22 protein-coding genes are annotated in these 19,551 nt (G+C 52.1%); 13 read left to right on the top strand and 9 right to left on the bottom strand.

Features of this window, described 5'->3' with window-relative positions; all coding sequences use genetic code 11:
- Genes mlaD through mlaF form a run of 3 tightly spaced genes read right to left on the bottom strand, consistent with a single transcriptional unit; the run spans position 1 to position 2,082 of the window.
- Positions 1 to 495, bottom strand: coding sequence for an outer membrane lipid asymmetry maintenance protein MlaD (mlaD, locus tag DYA43_RS01235; RefSeq protein ID WP_020329538.1), 495 nt, complete (start codon positions 493 to 495; stop codon positions 1 to 3).
- Positions 496 to 497: 2 nt separating this feature from the next.
- Positions 498 to 1,289 carry a lipid asymmetry maintenance ABC transporter permease subunit MlaE gene (gene mlaE, locus DYA43_RS01230; protein ID WP_020329537.1) on the bottom strand — a complete coding sequence of 264 codons (792 nt, stop codon included), beginning with the start codon at positions 1,287 to 1,289 and terminating at the stop codon, positions 498 to 500.
- Positions 1,279 to 2,082, bottom strand: a complete 804-nt coding sequence (gene mlaF / locus DYA43_RS01225) for a phospholipid ABC transporter ATP-binding protein MlaF (protein ID WP_020429047.1) — start codon at positions 2,080 to 2,082, stop codon at positions 1,279 to 1,281. The genes mlaE and mlaF overlap by 11 nt, the downstream gene beginning before the upstream one ends.
- A gap of 324 nt (positions 2,083 to 2,406) precedes the next feature.
- Here mlaF and DYA43_RS01220 point away from each other — a divergent pair, with 324 nt between their 5' ends.
- The 12 genes from DYA43_RS01220 (at position 2,407) to mgtE (ending at position 11,588) form a co-directional block, all read left to right on the top strand.
- Positions 2,407 to 3,372: a calcium/sodium antiporter gene (locus tag DYA43_RS01220; RefSeq protein ID WP_020329535.1), complete on the top strand. Its 966-nt coding sequence runs from the start codon at positions 2,407 to 2,409 to the stop codon at positions 3,370 to 3,372.
- Positions 3,373 to 3,384: 12 nt separating this feature from the next.
- The gene (kdsD, locus tag DYA43_RS01215) at positions 3,385 to 4,359 is read left to right on the top strand and encodes an arabinose-5-phosphate isomerase KdsD (protein WP_020429052.1); all 975 of its coding nucleotides are present in this window, start codon (positions 3,385 to 3,387) and stop codon (positions 4,357 to 4,359) included.
- The gene (gene kdsC, locus DYA43_RS01210; protein ID WP_020429053.1) at positions 4,359 to 4,916 is read left to right on the top strand and encodes a 3-deoxy-manno-octulosonate-8-phosphatase KdsC; all 558 of its coding nucleotides are present in this window, start codon (positions 4,359 to 4,361) and stop codon (positions 4,914 to 4,916) included. The genes kdsD and kdsC overlap by 1 nt, the downstream gene beginning before the upstream one ends.
- On the top strand, positions 4,913 to 5,476 hold the full coding sequence (gene lptC, locus DYA43_RS01205) for an LPS export ABC transporter periplasmic protein LptC (protein WP_020429055.1): 564 nt from the start codon (positions 4,913 to 4,915) through the stop codon (positions 5,474 to 5,476). Before kdsC ends, lptC begins: the two co-directional genes overlap by 4 nt.
- Positions 5,457 to 5,951, top strand: coding sequence for a lipopolysaccharide transport periplasmic protein LptA (gene lptA / locus DYA43_RS01200; RefSeq protein WP_020329531.1), 495 nt, complete (start codon positions 5,457 to 5,459; stop codon positions 5,949 to 5,951). Before lptC ends, lptA begins: the two co-directional genes overlap by 20 nt.
- Positions 5,952 to 5,957: 6 nt before the next feature.
- The gene (lptB, locus tag DYA43_RS01195) at positions 5,958 to 6,683 is read left to right on the top strand and encodes an LPS export ABC transporter ATP-binding protein (RefSeq protein WP_020329530.1); all 726 of its coding nucleotides are present in this window, start codon (positions 5,958 to 5,960) and stop codon (positions 6,681 to 6,683) included.
- Positions 6,684 to 6,733: 50 nt separating this feature from the next.
- A complete protein-coding gene (locus tag DYA43_RS01190; RefSeq protein WP_020329529.1) occupies positions 6,734 to 8,194 on the top strand; it encodes an RNA polymerase factor sigma-54 in 1,461 nt (486 codons plus the stop codon).
- A gap of 23 nt (positions 8,195 to 8,217) precedes the next feature.
- The gene (gene hpf / locus DYA43_RS01185) at positions 8,218 to 8,505 is read left to right on the top strand and encodes a ribosome hibernation promoting factor (RefSeq protein ID WP_020329528.1); all 288 of its coding nucleotides are present in this window, start codon (positions 8,218 to 8,220) and stop codon (positions 8,503 to 8,505) included.
- 1 nt (position 8,506) lies between these two features.
- Positions 8,507 to 8,959: a PTS IIA-like nitrogen regulatory protein PtsN gene (gene ptsN, locus DYA43_RS01180; protein WP_020329527.1), complete on the top strand. Its 453-nt coding sequence runs from the start codon at positions 8,507 to 8,509 to the stop codon at positions 8,957 to 8,959.
- A 7-nt stretch (positions 8,960 to 8,966) separates the two neighbouring features.
- Positions 8,967 to 9,827: an RNase adapter RapZ gene (gene rapZ / locus DYA43_RS01175; protein WP_061057178.1), complete on the top strand. Its 861-nt coding sequence runs from the start codon at positions 8,967 to 8,969 to the stop codon at positions 9,825 to 9,827.
- A 9-nt stretch (positions 9,828 to 9,836) separates the two neighbouring features.
- A complete protein-coding gene (locus DYA43_RS01170) occupies positions 9,837 to 10,115 on the top strand; it encodes an HPr family phosphocarrier protein (protein WP_020329525.1) in 279 nt (92 codons plus the stop codon).
- 114 nt (positions 10,116 to 10,229) lie between these two features.
- Entirely contained in the window at positions 10,230 to 11,588 is a 1,359-nt protein-coding gene (gene mgtE, locus DYA43_RS01165; RefSeq protein ID WP_061057177.1) for a magnesium transporter, read from the top strand.
- Between the two features lie 62 nt (positions 11,589 to 11,650).
- On the opposite strand, the gene pmbA is transcribed toward mgtE, so the two are convergent.
- A complete protein-coding gene (gene pmbA, locus DYA43_RS01160; RefSeq protein ID WP_061057176.1) occupies positions 11,651 to 12,994 on the bottom strand; it encodes a metalloprotease PmbA in 1,344 nt (447 codons plus the stop codon).
- 108 nt (positions 12,995 to 13,102) lie between these two features.
- On the opposite strand from pmbA, the gene yjgA reads away from it, so the two are divergent.
- Positions 13,103 to 13,630 (top strand): ribosome biogenesis factor YjgA, encoded by a 528-nt coding sequence (gene yjgA, locus DYA43_RS01155; protein WP_020329522.1) that lies wholly within the window; start codon positions 13,103 to 13,105, stop codon positions 13,628 to 13,630.
- An 86-nt stretch (positions 13,631 to 13,716) separates the two neighbouring features.
- Here the strand turns inward: yjgA and thiQ are convergent, their stop codons facing one another.
- From thiQ to mpl, 5 genes are all read right to left on the bottom strand, one after another.
- The gene (thiQ, locus tag DYA43_RS01150) at positions 13,717 to 14,433 is read right to left on the bottom strand and encodes a thiamine ABC transporter ATP-binding protein (protein ID WP_061057175.1); all 717 of its coding nucleotides are present in this window, start codon (positions 14,431 to 14,433) and stop codon (positions 13,717 to 13,719) included.
- Positions 14,427 to 16,037 carry a thiamine/thiamine pyrophosphate ABC transporter permease ThiP gene (thiP, locus tag DYA43_RS01145; protein WP_061057174.1) on the bottom strand — a complete coding sequence of 537 codons (1,611 nt, stop codon included), beginning with the start codon at positions 16,035 to 16,037 and terminating at the stop codon, positions 14,427 to 14,429. Before thiP ends, thiQ begins: the two co-directional genes overlap by 7 nt.
- A 7-nt stretch (positions 16,038 to 16,044) precedes the next feature.
- Positions 16,045 to 17,034, bottom strand: a complete 990-nt coding sequence (thiB, locus tag DYA43_RS01140) for a thiamine ABC transporter substrate binding subunit (RefSeq protein WP_081094794.1) — start codon at positions 17,032 to 17,034, stop codon at positions 16,045 to 16,047.
- A 258-nt stretch (positions 17,035 to 17,292) separates the two neighbouring features.
- Positions 17,293 to 17,916 (bottom strand): flavin prenyltransferase UbiX, encoded by a 624-nt coding sequence (locus DYA43_RS01135; RefSeq protein ID WP_024373400.1) that lies wholly within the window; start codon positions 17,914 to 17,916, stop codon positions 17,293 to 17,295.
- A gap of 29 nt (positions 17,917 to 17,945) precedes the next feature.
- Positions 17,946 to 19,316, bottom strand: coding sequence for a UDP-N-acetylmuramate:L-alanyl-gamma-D-glutamyl-meso-diaminopimelate ligase (mpl, locus tag DYA43_RS01130; protein ID WP_020429072.1), 1,371 nt, complete (start codon positions 19,314 to 19,316; stop codon positions 17,946 to 17,948).
- Positions 19,317 to 19,551: the final 235 nt, after the last annotated feature.

Below are 19,551 nucleotides of genomic sequence, written 5' to 3'. Positions count from 1 at the left end.
TTACTCACTCTTCTTGTTGTCTTTGTCTGAACCGCCGACGCTGTACAGCACCTGACCAATCAAATCTTCCAGTACCAGCGCCGATTTGGTGTCCTCAATACGGTCACCGTCTTTCAGCATGCCTTCATCCTCAAACACAAAGCCCGGGATCAAGCTGATGTACTGTTCACCGATCAGGCCAGACGTCAGGATCTGCACACTGGAGTTTTCCGGAAACTGGTTGTAACGACTGTCAATCGCCAAAGTTACGGACGGGATCAGACGCTCTTTGTCCAGCGAAATCGATTCGACCCGTCCCACCACTACGCCACCGACTTTGACTGGTGAACGTACTTTCAGACTACCGATGTTATCAAACTCCGCTTTTACCGAGTAAGTATCGTTGGAGCCCAGCCCTTTCACGTCAGCGACTTGAAAAATCATCACCAGAATTGCGCAAATTCCTGCCAGCACAAAACTGCCTACCCAAAATTCTAGTTTTCGTGTTTGTTGCATGATTAGTTCCCAAACATCAATGCGGTAAGTACAAAGTCCAGCCCCAACACGGCTAAGGACGAATGCACAACGGTTCGTGTTGTCGCACGGCTGATGCCTTCAGAGGTTGGAATCGCATCATAGCCATTAAACAGAGCAATCCAGGTGACGGTGATGGCAAACGCCACACACTTAATCACACTGTTGCCAATATCTTCACCCAGCTCGACCGATGCCTGCATCGCAGACCAGAAGCTGCCGTGATCAATCCCTTTCCAGTCAACGCCGACCAACTGACCGCCCCAGATACCGACCGCCATAAAAATCATCGCCAAGAGCGGCATCGAAATCAAGCCAGCCCACAAACGCGGCGCAATGACACGCTTAAGCGGATCAACCGCCATCATTTCCAGGCTGGATAATTGCTCGGTCGCTTTCATTAGGCCGATTTCCGCCGTCAGAGCAGAGCCTGCACGTCCGGCAAACAGCAGTGCGGTCACCACCGGGCCGAGTTCACGCAGTAAGGAGAGAGCGACCATCTGACCCAAGCTGGTTTCCGCGCCGTAATCGACCAGAATCACGTAGCCTTGCAGACTGAGCACCATGCCGATAAACAGACCGGAAACGACAATAATCGCCAGCGACTGAACGCCGACGCTGTAAAGTTGTTTCACTAATAAAGGTAAATTCTGAATCGGACGCGGACGCCCGGCCAGCGCACCAAACAGCATCAGGCTGGCACGGCCAAACGATTCGCACATTGCAAAGAAGCGTCGTCCGACTCCGCCGATCCAGCGCTGCAGATTATCCAACATGGAAAAGATCCTTTTCTATCGGCTGAGCCGGAAACCGGAAAGGCACCGGACCGTCGGCTTCGCCTTGTAAAAACTGCTGCACACGCGGATCGCTGTTATTGACCAGATCTTGTGGCGTGCCAAAGGCAATCACTTTGCCGTCGGCCAGCAGATAAACCCAGTCGGCAATGCTCATCACTTCCGGTACATCATGCGATACCACCACAGAAGTTACGCCAAGCGCCTGATTGAGGTTACGAATCAGCTCAACCAGCACACCCATGGTGATCGGGTCTTGGCCGACAAAGGGCTCATCAAACATGATCAGCTCCGGGTCGAGCGCGATCGCTCGCGCCAAAGCAGCCCGACGTGCCATCCCACCGGAGAGTTCACTTGGCATCAACTGCGCCGCACCGCGCAAACCAACCGCTTCGAGTTTTAACAGCACCAGAGTTCGAATCAGGGATTCGTCGAGTTCCGTGTGCTCACGCAACGGAAACGCGACGTTATCAAAGACATTAAGATCGGTGAACAGTGCGCCGGACTGGAACAACATGCTCATTTTTTTGCGGGCTTTATAGAGTTTACTGCGAGTCAGAGTGGGAATGTTCTGGCCATCGAACCAGATATCGCCATGTTCCGGCAGTAACTGTCCGCCGATTAAGCGCAACAGTGTGGTTTTACCAATCCCGGAAGGCCCCATAATGGCGGTCACTTTCCCTTTGGGAACATGCAGGCTGATATCATCAAAAATCACTCGCTCAGCACGGGAAAACGTCAGATTGTTTATGGTCACTAGATCGGTTTCGGACATACTCGCGATTCGCTATTGTGGGATTTCCATCCAAGGAATGGGCAATCATAAGCACATTGCCCAAAAATTAAAAGCACCGTTCAATTACATTTCGTGTTCAAACTGAATTTAAGAACGATTTTCAGTTGATACGAATCTTTTGTTGATAAACTCATCAAGCGCTTGAATTAAAGCACACCAAGCAACCGGACAAGTCCGCTCTGTGGCAGCGGTGATGAACAGTAAAAACGAGACAATAAATTGTATCTTCGGCTTCCCTTTTAATGACCAACAAGTCAAAATTGGCGGTTACTCATTTAATTTTTCATAAAGTTAGGAATTGTCATGCTTGAAGCCGTTGCGTTTCTTATTGTAGGTCTCGTTCTTCTGGTCTGGAGTGCCGATAAACTGGTCTTTGGATCCGCAGCCTTAGCGCGCAACATCGGCATTTCTCCTTTAGTCATCGGCATGACGATTCTGGCCATGGGCTCATCCGCTCCTGAGATGATGGTGTCGGCAACCGCCGCTCTCGATGGTAAAACCGATACCGCCGTGGGTAACGTACTCGGTTCTAACATTGCCAATATCGCATTAATTCTTGGCATAACCGCTTTGATTAAGCCACTTTCTATTAGTTCCACTGTTATTCGCCGTGAACTTCCACTGATGATTGCCGTCACATTACTGGCGGGCGCACTGTTGTGGGATAACCATCTTGGTTTTTACGAAGGCATTCTGCTGTTCGTCCTGTTTGCCGCTTTTATTCTGGCGATGCTGAAAATCAGCCGCAGTGAACAGAAAAATGGCGATACGCTGCTGGAAGAACACGAATCGGAGATCCCGGAAGGTGTCAGCAACTGGAAAGCCGTCATGTGGGTCGCGATCGGTCTGATCCTGCTGCCACTTGCAGCCAGTTTACTAGTCGACAACTCCGTCATTATCGCTAAATATTTCGGTATGAGCGATCTGGTGATTGGCTTGACGATCATCGCGATCGGTACCAGCCTGCCAGAACTGGCCGCCTCATTGGCAGGCGTTCTCAAAGGCGAAGATGACATGGCCGTAGGTAACATCATCGGCTCCAACGTATTTAACATTCTGGCAGTCATGGGACTGCCGGGGATCCTGAATCCGTCGGTTCTCAGCTCACATGCTATGGGACGTGATTTCTGGGTGATGCTGGCAGTCTCATTACTGCTGGTTCTGATGGCATTGGGTAAATCTCGCAGTATTAACCGCATCGAAGGAGCAATCCTGTTTGCGGCGTTTCTTGCGTATCAGGTTTACCTGTTTATGAATATGGCTGCTTAACTGGAGTTTAGGATGTCTGATCACTTTGACTACCGCAGTGTTGCTCAGCAGGTGTTGGCAACGGAGATCGAAGGTCTGCAACAACTCGACCAATACTTTAATGACGACTTCTGCCGTGCCTGCGAAATGATCCTGGCCAATAACAGCGGTAAAGTAGTTGTGATGGGGATTGGTAAGTCTGGCCATATCGGTAAAAAAATTGCTGCCACGCTGGCCAGTACCGGCACATCGGCATTCTTTGTTCATCCGGGCGAAGCGTCACACGGCGATCTCGGCATGATTGAGAGCGGCGATATTGTGCTGGCCATCTCCAACTCCGGCGAATCATCCGAAATTCTGGCGTTGTTCCCGGTCCTCAAGCGTCTGAACAATCGCATCATCAGCATGACGGGCAACCCGCAATCGAATATGGCCAAGCTGGCTGACATTCACTTGCAAATCACCGTCCCTAAAGAAGCCTGTCCACTGGGTCTGGCGCCGACATCCAGCACAACCGCAACACTGGTGATGGGTGATGCACTGGCTGTGGCGCTGCTTCAGGCGCGCGGTTTCACCGCCGAAGATTTTGCCTTGTCTCATCCGGGGGGCGCTTTAGGGCGTAAGCTGCTGATGAAGCTACAAGACATCATGCACTCGGGTGAAGCACTGCCGAAAGTCCAGCCCACCGCACTGGTACGTGACGCACTGCTGGAAATCAGCCAGAAAGGGCTGGGGATGACCGCTGTAGTGGAAGGTAATGATCACATGATTGGTATTTTTACCGACGGTGACCTGCGCCGGATTCTGGACAAACGCATTGATATTCACACAGCGACCATCAGCGAAGTGATGACCCGTAACCCGACCGTAGCCTCTCCGAACCTGCTTGCCGTCGAAGGCCTTAATCTGATGCAGGACAAACGCATCAACGGTTTGATGCTGGTAGAAGACGGTAAGCTGGTCGGCGCGCTGAATATGCACGATTTACTCAAAGCCGGGGTCATGTGATGAGTCAAACTATCGAAACCTTGTATGGCGACGTGGATGCTGCTCTGCTGGCGATTGCCAAAGAGATTAAACTGCTGATCTGCGATGTGGATGGCGTGTTTTCTGACGGCCTGATTTACATGGGCAATCAGGGTGAAGAGTTGAAAACGTTTCATACCCGTGACGGATATGGCGTAAAATCGTTAATGAACGCTGGCATTGAGATCGCTATTATTACCGGCCGAAAATCTCAAATCGTTGAAAATCGTATGAAAGCACTGGGCATTAAACTGATCTATCAGGGTCAGGATGACAAAGTGAAAGCGTATCACGATATTTGTCAGCGTCTTGCCATTGAGCCACAACACACGGGCTACATTGGCGATGATCTGATTGACTGGCCCGTAATGGAAAAAGTGGCCCTAAAAGTTTGTGTTGCCGACGGTCATCCGCTGTTAGCCAAACGCGCAAATTACGTCACTCACATCAAAGGCGGACACGGCGCAGTACGCGAAGTGTGCGATTTAATTTTACAAGCACGGAATGAGCTCGACGTACACAAAGGCCTGAGTATATGAGTTTTTCTCGTATCCTTTACGCGATACTTTTCTTTGTTGCATCATGGTCTGCCTATTACCTGTTGGACAAAGAACAAAGCACGGCAATTCAGGTGGCTCCGAATCTTGAGCTGCCGATGTTTAGCGGAAAAAATCTGGACAACATCACGTATGATCAGCAAGGTATCAAAAGCTATGTGATCACCTCCAAGCATTTGGATCACTATGCCAAAGGCGGCAACACCATTTTTGAATACCCTGTGCTGAAAGTGTATCAACAGGGCGTCACGCAAGAGTGGGAGATCACCGCAAAACGTGGCATTCTGACCAAAGAACATGTGCTGACGCTGTACGATGACGTACTGGTCAAGAATTTATTTGAAGACTCCGGTTTTGACACGCTCACCACATCGCGCATGAGCATTCAGCTCGATAACCGCGATTTTTGGGCAGACAACCCCGTTGAGTTACTCGGTCCTCAGTTTGAAACTCAAGGACAGGCGATGAAAGGCAACTTTGGCGATCATTCGGCTGTACTGTATAACCATGTACAAGGTAGATATGAAACTCTCACACCTTAGTTTTCTGGCACTGTTGCTGGCTTCTGGCCACGCTCTGGCATTATCGTCGGATTCTCAGCAGCCGGTGTACATTGACTCAGACAGCCAGCAGCTGGACATGAAAAGCAGCCGCGTGACCTTTCTGGGCGACGTGAAGCTCAAACAAGGCAGCATCAACATCAATGCTGACAAACTGATCGTCATTCGTGACGCGAAAACCGGCAAAGTGCAGGACATTGAAGGCTACGGCAATCTGGCGACCTTCTCGCAGCTGACCGATGATGGTAAAACGCTGTACGGCGAAGCCAAAGAGCTGTATTACAAAATGGCAGATGACGAACTGACCATGATCGATCAAGCCATGTTGTCCCAGGACGACAGTGAAATCCGCGGCAGTAAAATCCGCTACAAAATTTCTTCGCAGAAGTTGATTGCCGACAGCAATGGCAGCGGCCGTGTGTCTACCGTCCTTCAACCTCAAGCGACGCAGCAGTAGTAACCTATGGCAATACTCAAAGCAGAACATTTAGCCAAGAGCTATAAAAAACGTAAAGTGGTGTCGGACGTCAGCCTGCAGGTTGAATCCGGCCAGATTGTGGGCCTGCTTGGCCCGAACGGAGCAGGGAAAACCACCTCGTTCTATATGATTGTCGGTCTCGTCGCCCGTGATGAAGGCAAAATCTGCATTGACGACAAGGACATCAGTGTCCTGCCAATGCACAGCCGTTCACGCATGGGGATTGGTTATCTTCCACAGGAAGCTTCTATTTTCCGTAAGCTGTCAGTGGAAGATAACATCATGGCCGTGCTGGAAACACGCGAAGAAATGACGCGTGAAGAGCGCCAGGACAAATTGGAAGATTTGCTGGAAGAGTTCCACATTCAGCACATTCGCAGCAGTGCTGGTATGGCGCTGTCTGGTGGTGAGCGCCGCCGGGTGGAAATCGCGCGAGCACTGGCCGCCAACCCACAGTTTATCCTGCTGGACGAACCGTTTGCCGGGGTTGACCCGATTTCGGTTATCGACATCAAGAAAATCATCGAACATCTGCGTGATCGTGGCTTAGGGGTGTTAATCACCGACCACAACGTTCGTGAAACCTTGGATGTGTGTGAAAAAGCTTATATCGTAAGTCAGGGACGCTTAATCGCAGAAGGAACACCGCAGGAAGTGCTCAACAACGAGCAGGTGAAACAGGTTTATCTCGGTGAACAATTCCGTCTATGATTAGAGTAGATTGAGATCAATTCTAACAAAAACAAGGCAGTTAATACTGAATGAAACCCTCATTACAGCTCAAGCTCGGTCAACAGTTAGCCATGACACCTCAGTTGCAGCAAGCAATTCGCTTATTGCAGCTGTCAACATTGGATCTGCAACAGGAAATCCAGGAAGCGTTGGAATCAAATCCGCTGCTGGATGTTGAAGAATCAATGGAAGAGTTTTCGGCCGCTGAACATTCGACCGCCAGTGAGGAGAAAGACGCCAGTGCTGACATCGCCGAACCTGAACCACAAGACAGCTCAGAACTGATCGAAAAATCGGAAATCAGCGCCGAACTGGAAATTGATACCACCTGGGATGACGTGTACAGCGCCAACACTGGCAGCACCGGCATTGCCCTCGATGACGATGCACCTGTGTATCAGGGCGAGACGACCCAGACGCTGCAGGATTACCTGCTGTGGCAACTGGATTTGACGCCGTTCAGCGATACCGACCGCACCATCGCTCTGGCATTAATCGACGCCATCGACGATTACGGTTACCTCACTCAATCTCTGGAAGAGATTCTGGAAAACTTCAACAGTGAAGAGATTGAGCTGGATGAAATCGAAGCGGTGCGCAAACGCATTCAACAGTTCGACCCGCTGGGCGTTGCCTCACTGAATCTGCAGGACTGCCTGCTGCTGCAACTGGCCACGTACCCATCCGACACCCCTTGGCTGGAAGAAGCCAAGACGCTCCTATCTCAGTACATCGACTATCTTGGCAACCGCGATTACAAAGTCATTCTGAAAGAGACTAAACTCAAAGAAGAAGAGTTGCGCGAAGTGCTACAGCTGATTCAGCAGTTGGACCCAAGACCAGGCAGCCGTATCGCATCAGAGCATGCAGAATACGTCATACCTGATGTGTCGGTGTTTAAAGAGCATGGCAAATGGATTGTGACCATCAATCCGGATAGCGTGCCAAAACTTAAAATTAACCAACAATACGCCGATCTGGTGCGCGGAAATAGTGCTGACAGCAACTACATCCGTACCAACCTGCAAGAAGCTAAATGGTTAATTAAGAGCCTCGAAAGCCGAAACGAGACCTTGCTCAAAGTTGCCAAGTGCATAGTTGAACATCAGCGTGATTTCTTCGAGTATGGTGAAGAAGCCATGAAGCCGATGGTTCTCAACGACGTCGCGCTTGCCGTGGATATGCATGAATCGACCATTTCTCGTGTTACGACACAGAAGTACATGCATACCCCGCGTGGCATATTCGAATTGAAGTACTTTTTCTCCAGTCATGTTAGTACTGACAACGGCGGAGAATGTTCATCTACCGCGATTCGAGCACTGATCAAAAAATTGGTCGCTGCGGAAACCCCAGCCAAACCATTAAGTGACAGCAAGATTGCGGCTCTACTCGCTGATCAAGGGATTCAGGTGGCAAGACGTACCATCGCCAAATACCGCGAATCCTTGGGCATCGCCCCTTCAAGTCAGCGCAAACGCCTGCTATAAGGCCTAACTGAGAAGGAAAGTCTATGCAAATCAATATTCAAGGCCATCACATTGATCTTACCGATTCAATGCAAGACTATGTTCACTCTAAATTTCAAAAACTTGAACGTTTTTTCGACCATATCAATACTGTTCAGGTGATTTTACGTGTTGAAAAAACGCGCCAAATCGCTGAAGCTACGCTTCACATTAACCAAGGAGAAGTTCACGCCACTGCGGAAGATGAAATCATGTACGCAGCGATAGATGGCCTCGTGGACAAGCTCTCTCGTCAACTCAACAAGCATAAAGAAAAGCTAAGTAGCCACTAACATGCAATTACGCGAAGTACTTTCACTGGACTGCACCAAGAGTGCAGTCCAGTGTTCTAGCAAAAAAAGAGCCCTGGAAATCATCAGCGAGATCGCCGCGCTGCATACGGGTCAAAACGCCACTGAGCTGTTTGAGTGTATGCTCAGCCGCGAGAAAATGGGCAGTACGGGGATTGGCAACGGTATCGCCATTCCGCACGCTCGAATGACCTCCAGTGACCAGGCGGTGGCCGTGTTGGTGCAGTGTGAGGAACCGATTGAGTTCGACTCCATCGACAATCGTCCGGTTGACCTGCTGTTTGCCTTGCTGGTCCCGGAAGCTCAATGTAAAGAACACCTCAAAACCTTGTCTTGCATGGCTGAACGCCTGAACGACAAACAGACTCTGAAACAGCTGCGCGGTGCTACCAGTGACCAGGAGCTGTACGACATCATGGTTAACCAACCTCAATAGGTCCCCCATGCGTTTAATTGTTGTGAGTGGTCAATCTGGCGCAGGCAAAAGCGTCGCGTTGCGTGTCCTGGAAGATCTGGGCTACTACTGCGTGGACAATCTGCCCGTCGGTTTGCTGCATGCCTTTATGCAATCGGTTCAGGGCAGCAAACAAAATGTCGCCGTGAGTATCGATATCCGCAACCTGCCGAAAGAACCCGGCTTGGTGGAGGATGTTCTTGACCAACTCAAACAAAACAACGATGTCAGCGTACTCTTTCTGGATGCCAACAAAGAGACGCTGATGAAACGCTATAGCGAAACCCGTCGTATTCATCCGCTCTCGCTCAGTGAAGGCAAGCCGACGCTGGCTCAGGCGATTGAACTGGAAACCCGTTTACTGGAGCCGCTCAAAGAGCAGGCGGACTTGTTGCTCGACAGCAGCAACAAATCGCTGCATGAATTGAGTGAAACAGTGCGCATGCGGGTTGAAGGCCGCGAACGCAAAGATCTGGTGATGGTATTTGAATCCTTCGGTTTCAAATACGGCTTGCCCAGCGACGCCGACTATGTGTTCGACGTGCGCTTTCTGCCTAATCCACACTGGGAACCGGATCTCAGACCGCTCACCGGGCTGGACGCACCGATCAAATCGTTTCTTGAAAGCCATGCTGAAGTGATGGAACTTAAGCTGCAGATTCAGAAGTTCTTTGAACACTGGCTGCCATTGCTGGAAAAGAACAACCGCAGTTACCTGACCATCGCGATCGGGTGTACCGGCGGGAAACACCGCTCAGTCTACCTGACCCAACAGCTTGGCGAATACTTTGCTCAAATGGGTCACCAGGTACAAATTCGTCACACCTCGTTGGAAAAAAATCTGTCATAAGGAAATGATATGCCACAAGCCAGCCGTACCGTCCTGATCCAGAACCGCCTGGGCTTGCATGCCCGCGCTGCCGTTAAGCTGGTTGAACTGGCCCAATCATTTGATGCCGTGCTGACCATTCAGAGTCAGGAAGGCAAGGAAGCGACGGCTGACAGTGTCATGGGGCTGCTGATGCTGGAGTCTGCGCAAGGGCAAAACGTCACCATTTCCGCCGAAGGTTCTCAGGCAGAGCAAGCGCTCGATGCCGTATGTCACCTGATTGAAGATAAGTTCGAAGAAGAAGAATGACGCACTTTCGAAAACGAAATTAAATGCTCATGATTAATAATAACGTATTAAATAAGACCTAAAATTAAGTTACTATTCAACGCATTGTCACAATTCAAGCATTAGGGGGAAGCGATGGCCGAGCAAATCGAATTTGACCAAGCTCACCAAACCCTCCAAGAAATCACAGAAGCGCTGGAAAACGGCCGCTTCGTCCATGTCCGCCGACAATTGCAGGACATGGAACCGGAAGATATTGCCAGCCTGTTAGAAGCCTCTCCCCGCAAAGCACGTGATGTGTTGTGGCAACTGACCGACCCTGAAGATTACGGTGAAATCCTTGACGAGCTAAGCGAAGACGTCAAAGACGCACTGGTGTCCAAAATGGCTCCGGAAAAGCTCGCGGAAGCCACCGAGGGCATGGATACGGATGACGTCGCTTACGTTCTGCGTAGCTTACCCGACGACCTGTCCCGTGAAGTTCTGGCGCAAATGGACGCCGCTGATCGACTGCGCGTTGAAACCGCGTTGGCGTATCCGGAAGATACCGCTGGCGGCCTGATGAATACCGACGTGATCACCATTCGTGGTGACGTCGACGTCGACGTAGTCCTGCGTTATTTGCGCATGAAAGGCGAACTGCCCGAAGCCACCGATGCCCTATATGTCATTGACGATGACAGCAAACTGATTGGCCATTTATCGCTGGTCACCCTGCTGACCACTCAGCCGGATGTCCAGGTCAGTGAAGTGATGGACGACGCTGACGAAGCGATCAAAGTCGATACCAAAGACTCTGACATCGCCAGCCTGTTTGAACGCCGTAACTGGATTTCAGCCCCCGTGGTGGACGAGAACCAGCATCTGGTCGGTCGTATCACCATCGATGACGTGGTCGACGTGATCCGTGAAGACGCCGAACACTCGATGATGAGTATGGCGGGTATGGACGATGACGAAGATACCTTTGCACCCGTGGTCAAATCCGCGCGCAAACGCAGCGTCTGGCTGGGCGCCAATGTACTGGCCGCTCTGGCGGCAGCTTCGGTATCCAACATGTTCGAAGCCACTCTGGAACAGATGGCGGCAATTGCGGTCCTGATGACCATCGTACCGTCGATGGGCGGTGTCGCAGGTAACCAAACAGTAGCCCTGGTGATTCGAGGCCTCGCTCTCGGTCATATCGGTGACAGTAACCGGCGCGAACTGCTGCTCAAAGAGGCGGCGATCGGCTTTCTCAACGGTATCCTTTGGGCGCTGATCATAGGCGCGATTGTCGTGGTGTGGAAAGGCGAATGGTTGCTGGGCGGCATTATTTCTGCGGCGATGATGACCAATCTGTTTGTTGCTGGTGTGGCAGGCGTAACCATCCCTGTGCTGCTCAAGAAAATGAAAATCGACCCGGCTCTCGCTGGCGGTATGGCGCTGACCACCGTCACCGACGTGGTCGGCCTTTCGGTATTTTTGGGGCTGGCGACACTGTTTATCCGCTGAAGTGAAATCCAACGCAACAAAAAAGCGCAGACCTTGGTCTGCGCTTTTTTATCCTGCCGGGCTTATTCACCCGCTACTTTCATGGTTTCCAGCAGAATCGAACCGGTCTGGATTTGCGAGCGGGTTTCCGTATCGCTACCGACCGCCACAATCTGGTTGAACATGGTCTTGAGGTTACCCGCAATGGTAATTTCCGATACCGGGTATTGAATTTCACCATTCTCAACCCAGAAACCGGCGGCGCCGCGTGAGTAATCACCGGTCACCACATTCACACCCTGCCCCATCACTTCGGTCACCAGCAGACCAGTGCCCAGCGCTTTAAGCATCTGCTCAAAGCTCTGTCCGGTATGTTTAACAAACCAGTTATGTATACCGCCCGCATGGCCGGTTGGAGTCATTTTCATCTTACGCGCTGCATAGCTGGTCAGCAGGTAAGTCGCCAGCACGCCGTCGGTAATGATTTCGCGATCTTCCGTGCGCACACCTTCACTGTCAAACGGGCTGGATGCCAGGCCGCGCAATACGTGGGGACGCTCTGAGATGTTGAACCAGGAAGGCAGGATCTGCTGACCAAGATGATCGAGTAAGAATGACGATTTGCGGTACAAGTTGCCGCCACTGATTGCCATGACCAGATGGCCCATCAAGCCAGTTGCCACATCCGATGCGAACATCACTGGATATTTGCCGGTTTTGAGCTTTTTCGCATCGAGACGGCTCACCGTTTTCTCCGCAGCATCAAGACCAACACGTTCAGGAGACCACAGGTCATCGACATGACGCGCCACGGTGTAGCTGTAGTCGCGTTCCATCTCGCCATTCTGGCCCTGACCAATCACACAGCAGCTGATGCTCTGACGGCTCGAGGCGTAGCTGGCCAGCAAACCATGGCTGTTACCATACACTTTGACGCCGTAATGGCTGTCGTAACTTCCGCCATCGCTCTGTTTGATTTTGTCACTGTATTGCAGCGCAGCACGCTCCGCTTCAATGGCAATTTGTGCCGCTTTGTCTGGATTCGGTTCATCCGGGTGGAACAGATCCAGATCCGGAATATCGGCCACCATCAGCTCTTTCGGTGCCGGACCGGCATACGGGTCTTCCGAGGTGTATTGAGCAATGTCCAGCGCCGCCAACACGGTTTGCTGAATCGCCTTTTCACTTAAATCAGAGGTAGATGCACTGCCTTTACGCTGACCACGGTACACCGTGATACCCAGCGCACCGTCACTGTTAAATTCCACGTTTTCCACTTCGCACATGCGAGTCGAAACACTTAAACCTGTGCTTTTGGTAATGGCAACTTCAGCGGCGTCAGCACCGGCTGAGGCCATGTCGAGCGCTTTTGCAACGGCCGCTTCAAGCTCGGTACGCTGCACAGCGACTTGCTGTCTTACATCCATATCTCATCCAACTATTGCGCTTTAATGTGGTTAGGATAACAAGAATTTCGCTTTCTCCCCACGATTCTTGCTAAAATAGCAGACATAAATAACTCATTAGTGAAGAAAATGGCTCGTAAGAATCAAAAAGCCCCTTGGGAAGACGAAGACGAAATCATCTGGGTAAGTAAGACCGAGATGAAGAACGATATGATTGTGCTGCAAAAACTGGGCGAAGAACTGGTTGAACTCAAGCCGTCTGTGCTGGCGAAATTCCCGCTACCCGATGACTTGGCAGCCGCGATCAAAGATGCGCAGCGTTTTAAAAACGAAGCACGTCGTCGTCAACTGCAATACATTGGCCGTCTGATGCGTAATATTGACCCAGAACCGCTACAGGCGGCGCTGGACAAACTGCGCAACAAGCACTCACAAAATACTGCGGTGCTGCACAAGCTGGAACAGATGCGCGATCGCATCGTCGAGCAAGGTGATGACGCAATCGAAGACGTGATGGCACTGTATCCGGATGCCGATCGTCAACGTCTGCGTCTGCTGGCACGTCAGGCGAAAAAAGAGAAACAAGGCGAGAAACCGCCAAAAGCTTCTCGCGAAATTTTCCAGATGCTGAAAACCCTCAACGACCAAGAGTTCTGAGTGTTTCTGCCTGTGGTAATCACGAAAAAGGTTGGCTATGCCAACCTTTTTTCTTGCTTGTCATTGAGCAAATCTTCGAAAAACGCTTATTCACCTGCGCGAACAAATTCCGCCAATGGCGCGTAGCTGTGCTGCGCCGTCAATGCGGCAATCGGCTCCATACGCTGCACTTGGCCTTGGGCCATAAACGCAAAATGCGTGGCGATAGCACGGGCATCACTGATGTGGTGCGTCACCATTAACACGGTGATACTGCGTTCCGCTGCCAAGGTCTTTACCAGCGTTAACATTTCCTCACGCAGCAGCGGATCCAGTGCTGAAAACGGCTCATCCAGTAACCACACCGGATGCGGCTGAACAAAACAGCGGGCCAGTGCGACGCGCTGACGCTGACCACCAGACAGTTGCTCCGGCAGACGATCGAGAAAATCCCCCACCCCAACCATGTTAGCAGCACGCACCACCTGTTCACGCTGCGCGGCACTGAGTTTGAGCCCCGGATGCAATCCCAAACTAATGTTGTCACGCACGCTCAGGTGCGCAAACAGATTGTGCTCTTGAAACAGCATCGAAAACGGACGCAGGTAAGGCGCTTTCCCTACCACCGACACAGCTTCACCATTGCTTTGCACGCGAATATCCCCGCTGTGCGGTTCAATAAAACCGGCCACCAAGCTGAGCAACGTCGACTTGCCCGCTCCGCTTGGTCCCATCAGTGCGACAATGCTGCCTTGCGCGACACTGAGGTCAAACACGAACCACTCATCCTGATATTCATAACGCACATTATCCAGCACTAACATGAACTTCTCCGCGATGATGTAGAAGACGAACGCACTCGAAACAGGCGTTCAATCAGATAAAACAGGCCAACACTCAGCACCAGCAGCACCAGTGATACCACCGCCGCGGCCTGCATTTGATAGCTGCCCAGCAGTTGATAGAGATAGAGCGGCAGCGTGCGAAAATCTTGGCTGCCAAACAGCGCAATGGCACTCAAATCGCCCATCGACAATAGAAAACTGATGGTAAACGCATGCGCCAGCGGTTTGCGCAGTGCGCGCAGTTCAATCAAGCGCAGGCGTTGCCAGCCGCGCATGCCTAAACTGGCACACAAGAACTGGTATTGTTGCGCCAGATGCAGCATCGGTTGACTGAGCGTCTTGACCACATACGGCAACGCCATCAGGCCATTGACCGCCACCACGACCCAATACGCGAGGATGAACACATCGGTCAGATTACGCAGCAGTAAGAACAATCCGGTACTGATCACCAGGCCCGGCGTCACCAGAATGATGGTGCCAATCAGCTCAAGTCCGTTTGCCCGGCGCGGGTGTGACTGCAAACGCCAGTGACGACTGGTGATAATGATCGCCGCCCCCGCCAGCAGCGCCAGCGAACTCGCCAGCACCGCAACCTGCAACGATGCGCCCATCGCACTCCAGAAATCGCCGCTGCTCAGCACACTGACGAGCTTATCGTTGAGACCACTCAGTACCACCATCAGCAGCGGTGGGATGACCAGCAGCAGAGCAAGGCTGATCCATGCCCCATCCCACAAGCGGCTCCAGCGCGAATCACGCAACCAGCGCTGCTCGGATAAACTGCCACTATTGACCGGCAACGGACGCGAAATGCGTTGAATCGACAGGGTCAGCAAACCACACAGCAACATCTGCCACAGTGCCAAGAGCGCGCCGGTTTGCAGATCGAAATCGAACTTGATCGCCTGGTAAATCGCCAGCTCAATCGTGGTCGATTTAGGCCCGCCCCCCAGTGCCATCACGGTGGCAAAACTGGTAAAACACAGCATAAACACCAAGCCAAACACATGCGGCAGTTGTTGACGCAGACGCGGCCACTCCACCGCGACAAACTTGTGCCATCCCGTCATACCAAGATGAGCGCACAGCTTATGCTGCTCAGCCGGAATGGTGTCCAGACTTTGCAGTAGCAAACGCGCGGCATACGGCAGATTAAAAAACACATGGGCGAGCAAAATGCCGTTGAGGCCATACAATGAAAACGGCAGTTTGAGCTGCCAGTGTTGCAGCCCGCTTGCCAGTAAGCCACTGTTACCATAGATCGCCAGCAGGCCAAAAACCCCGACCAGCACAGGCAGCACCAGCGTCATAGCAAACAGTTTGAGCAGCAGTCCGCGCCCGGGGAAACGGCGGCGGCTTAACGCGTGCGCCACGGGCACCGCCAGACCAACACTGAGCAGCGTCGACAACAGGGCTTGATAAAAACTGAACCAGGTGACGTGGCGATAATAAGCATCGCCCCAAATCTGCCCCAAATTGAGATTCGGCGCTTGCCACAATAACGCGCTCAGCGCAGAAAGGACAAAGGCCGCGACAACTGTCGCGACCCCGATGCCAAGTTTAGGCGTACGACTTTGCATTAATGGCTCAGAATGTCAGAGCGTTTTGCCATTCACGAATCCAGCCTTTGCGCTTCGCTGCCACCTCTTCTGCGTTGAACGACAACGATTTGGCTGGCACACTCAACGTCTCGAAACCTTTTGGCAGCGCCACGTCGGTCACCGGATACATCCAGTTGCCCGTTGGCATCAAAGACTGGAACTCGTTGCTGAGCATAAATTGTAGGAACTCATCCGCCAACTTGTCGTTCGGCGACCCCTTCACTTTGGCCGCCACTTCGACCTGCATGTAATGACCTTCGGCAAAGTTCGCCGTTGCGTACTTGTCATCGTTTTCAGCAATCAGGTGATAAGCCGGCGATGTGGTGTAAGACAGTACCATGTCGGATTCGCCATCCAGGAACATCGAGTACGCTTCCGACCAGCCTTTGGTCACGGTCACGGTTTTGTTGGCCAGTTTCTGCCACGCCTGCGCTGCGTCATCGCCATACACCGACTTCATCCACAGCAACAAACCTTGGCCTGGCGTGGAGGTACGCGGATCCTGATAAATCACGCGCAAATCGTCGCGCTTTTCCACCAGCTCTTTCAGGCTGGTAGGCGGGTTGGTCAGTTTTTGCTTGTTGTATACAAAGGCAAAGTAGCCGTAATCGTACGGTACAAAGGTGTCATCACTCCAGCCGTTTGGCAGGTGCACCGCGTGCGTATCGGTGGTGTGTTTGGCTAACAAGCCTGTTTGTTTGGCTTCCACCATCAGGTTGTTGTCCAATCCCAGCACCACATCGGCTTTGGTCTTGTTACCTTCCAGGCGCAAGCGGTTAAGAATCGACACGCCGTCATCGAGCGCAACGAAGTTGAGATCGCAGCCGCATTGCGCTTCAAAGGCTTTTTCTACAGCCGGGCCAGGGCCCCAATCCGCAGCAAAAGAGTCGTAGGTGTAGACGGTTAACGTCGGCGCCGCAAAGGCTGCAGAAGAAAACAGGGTTGCCATCGCAATGGCCGTCAGTTTGGTATTCAAGGCTCGCTCTCCTCATTGAGCGGCACAGGCTTGAGGGAGGATGTGATCAGTCCGTTAATCGGTTTCGCAAACCCAGCTCAATTCCTACGCCAGCATTATCTGGTTCAGGTGTATAACCGCAAAGTATTGTGCAGGGCACAACCTTTGTGACTAATGCGGGTCCCAAGCTAGGCTTGATCTCAGCGCCATTCACATGGTGAATGGTGGGCTCCCCGATGAGTGGTACGGATTGTAATTCTATTCGCGTAAAAAAGCGACTCACACGCGTTGGTCGTAACCCCAGCGCGCCACCAGTTTCTGTTCAATGCCGAGATGATCGAGAATGCGCGCCACCATAAAATCGACCAAATCGTCAATCGATTGGGGTTGATGATAAAAACCCGGTGCCGCCGGCATGATCGTCACGCCCATTTGCGACAGCTTGTGCATGTTTTCGAGGTGCAACGTCGAGAACGGCGTTTCGCGCACCACCAGCAGCAACTGACCACGCTCTTTCATCACCACATCGGCTGCACGTTCGATCAGATTGTCCGACATACCATGGGCAATCGCCGCCACACTGCCGGCTGAGCACGGACAGACCACCATCTGCTTCGGCGCCGCAGAACCCGACGCCACCGGAGAAAACCAGTCTTCTTTACCGCACACCACCAGCTTGTCGGCGTCACACCCCAAATGGGCGACCAGTGCCTCTTTGGCCGCTTCCGGTCCGGCAGGGAGTTTGAGACCGTGTTCCGTCGCGAGTACCACTCTCGCAGCTGATGAGATCAGCAGGTAAACGGTGTAGTCCGCCGCCAGCAGACATTGCAGCAGGCGCAGGCCATAAGGCGCGCCAGAGGCGCCCGTCCAGGCCAACGTGATGGCTTTTTGTTGTTTTGTCATAGCGTTATCGCACGTTCACTGTTTAATCTTCACGCAGGCTGCTGCGCTTTAGCTTTGAGCGCCGCCAGCAGTTTGCCATGAATACCGTCAAACCCGCCGTTGCTCATCACCAGAATCTGATCGCCCGGCTTGGCTTCCTGGCAGATTTGCGCCACAAAGTCGGCCATATTGTCACCCACATGAGCGGGCTGCGAACATTGCTGTGCCACATCTTGCACTGACCATGGAATATTAGCAGGCTGGAACAGATAGACCGAATCCGCTGCCGCCAATGATGCTGCCAAGGTTTCTTTGTGCACACCCAGTTTCATCGTCGCCGAACGGGGCTCCAGCACCGCAATGATTTTGCTGTCGCCGACCTTATTACGCAGTCCGCCTAATGTCAGTTCAATCGCCGTAGGATGATGGGCAAAATCGTCATACAACGTGACACCATTTTCTTCACCTTTCAGTTCCAGGCGGCGTTTGGTATTCACAAACAGTCCGAGCGCCTCACACGCCAGATCCGGCGTAACGCCGACATGGCGTGCCGCTGCGATGGTCATCAAGGCGTTATTGACGTTGTGGTCGCCGACCAAATCCCATTTTACGCTGCCGACACGTTCACCCTTGAGCAGCACATGGAACTCAGAGCCATCTTTACGGACTTTTTCCGCCTGCCAGTCGCCCTGCTCGCCAGTGAATTCGGTTTCACTCCAACATCCGCGGTGCAATACATCGGCTAAAGCAGCGTCTTGTTGCGGTGCCAAAATACGGCCATTGCCCGGCACGGTACGCACGAGATGGTGAAATTGGCGCTTAATCGCTTCCAGATCATCGAAGATATCTGCATGATCGAACTCAAGGTTATTCATCACCAAGGTGCGAGGATGGTAGTGAACGAACTTCGAACGCTTATCGAAAAAAGCGCTGTCGTATTCGTCCGCTTCGACAACGAAAAACATGCTGTCGCCCAGACGCGCCGAAATGCCGAAATTGCCCAGCACCCCGCCGACCAGAAAGCCGGGTTGGTAGCCACAATGCTCTAACACCCATGCCAGCATGCTCGAAGTGGTAGTTTTTCCGTGCGTTCCCGAAACTGCCAGTACCCAACGATCATGCAAAAGAAAATCTTGCAGCCACTGCGGCCCTGAGGTGTAACGCAGGTTATGATTCAGCACATATTCCACGCAAGGGTTTCCACGACTCATTGCGTTGCCAACCACCACCAGGTCTGGCCTCGGCTCCAATTGTGCCGGGTCAAAACCTTCGATAATTTCGATGCCCTGAGCCTCCAACATAGTGCTCATTGGCGGGTAAACATTGGCGTCACTACCGGTCACTTTATGGCCCAATTGGCGAGCCAACATGGCGACACCACCCATGAACGTGCCACAAATTCCCAGAATATGAATGTGCATAAACCTAGCCTCATTACGACTGTTTTGTATTGCGCTCCATTATCCTGATTCGCATCGCAAAAGCGAGCGTCGCAAATCAGAGCTATGTAATTTCCAAAAAGTCGACAAACAAATTGAGATCTCCGTCTGTTACTTCATTACCCATAAAAAGATCTAACCCCTAAAATCCTCGCTAGGCGCGAGTGCAAATAAGTTCCCCCCAAAGAACCCGCCACCGCGCCGACATACTCCCCCA

The sequence above is a fragment of the Vibrio fluvialis genome (assembly GCF_900460245.1).
In the GTDB taxonomy this organism is placed as follows: domain Bacteria; phylum Pseudomonadota; class Gammaproteobacteria; order Enterobacterales; family Vibrionaceae; genus Vibrio; species Vibrio fluvialis.
The sequence above is the reverse complement of the archived record's forward strand: the minus strand, read 5'-3'. Positions and strand labels throughout refer to the sequence as shown.

Coding starts and splice junctions, on each gene's coding strand:
- mlaD (WP_020329538.1), bottom strand. CDS start 495: ATGCAACAAACACGAAAACTAGAATTTTGGGTAGGCAGTTTTGTGCTG.
- mlaE (WP_020329537.1), bottom strand. CDS start 1,289: ATGTTGGATAATCTGCAGCGCTGGATCGGCGGAGTCGGACGACGCTTC.
- mlaF (WP_020429047.1), bottom strand. CDS start 2,082: ATGTCCGAAACCGATCTAGTGACCATAAACAATCTGACGTTTTCCCGT.
- DYA43_RS01220 (WP_020329535.1), top strand. CDS start 2,407: ATGCTTGAAGCCGTTGCGTTTCTTATTGTAGGTCTCGTTCTTCTGGTC.
- kdsD (WP_020429052.1), top strand. CDS start 3,385: ATGTCTGATCACTTTGACTACCGCAGTGTTGCTCAGCAGGTGTTGGCA.
- kdsC (WP_020429053.1), top strand. CDS start 4,359: ATGAGTCAAACTATCGAAACCTTGTATGGCGACGTGGATGCTGCTCTG.
- lptC (WP_020429055.1), top strand. CDS start 4,913: ATGAGTTTTTCTCGTATCCTTTACGCGATACTTTTCTTTGTTGCATCA.
- lptA (WP_020329531.1), top strand. CDS start 5,457: ATGAAACTCTCACACCTTAGTTTTCTGGCACTGTTGCTGGCTTCTGGC.
- lptB (WP_020329530.1), top strand. CDS start 5,958: ATGGCAATACTCAAAGCAGAACATTTAGCCAAGAGCTATAAAAAACGT.
- DYA43_RS01190 (WP_020329529.1), top strand. CDS start 6,734: ATGAAACCCTCATTACAGCTCAAGCTCGGTCAACAGTTAGCCATGACA.
- hpf (WP_020329528.1), top strand. CDS start 8,218: ATGCAAATCAATATTCAAGGCCATCACATTGATCTTACCGATTCAATG.
- ptsN (WP_020329527.1), top strand. CDS start 8,507: ATGCAATTACGCGAAGTACTTTCACTGGACTGCACCAAGAGTGCAGTC.
- rapZ (WP_061057178.1), top strand. CDS start 8,967: ATGCGTTTAATTGTTGTGAGTGGTCAATCTGGCGCAGGCAAAAGCGTC.
- DYA43_RS01170 (WP_020329525.1), top strand. CDS start 9,837: ATGCCACAAGCCAGCCGTACCGTCCTGATCCAGAACCGCCTGGGCTTG.
- mgtE (WP_061057177.1), top strand. CDS start 10,230: ATGGCCGAGCAAATCGAATTTGACCAAGCTCACCAAACCCTCCAAGAA.
- pmbA (WP_061057176.1), bottom strand. CDS start 12,994: ATGGATGTAAGACAGCAAGTCGCTGTGCAGCGTACCGAGCTTGAAGCG.
- yjgA (WP_020329522.1), top strand. CDS start 13,103: ATGGCTCGTAAGAATCAAAAAGCCCCTTGGGAAGACGAAGACGAAATC.
- thiQ (WP_061057175.1), bottom strand. CDS start 14,433: ATGTTAGTGCTGGATAATGTGCGTTATGAATATCAGGATGAGTGGTTC.
- thiP (WP_061057174.1), bottom strand. CDS start 16,037: ATGCAAAGTCGTACGCCTAAACTTGGCATCGGGGTCGCGACAGTTGTC.
- DYA43_RS01135 (WP_024373400.1), bottom strand. CDS start 17,916: ATGACAAAACAACAAAAAGCCATCACGTTGGCCTGGACGGGCGCCTCT.
- mpl (WP_020429072.1), bottom strand. CDS start 19,316: ATGCACATTCATATTCTGGGAATTTGTGGCACGTTCATGGGTGGTGTC.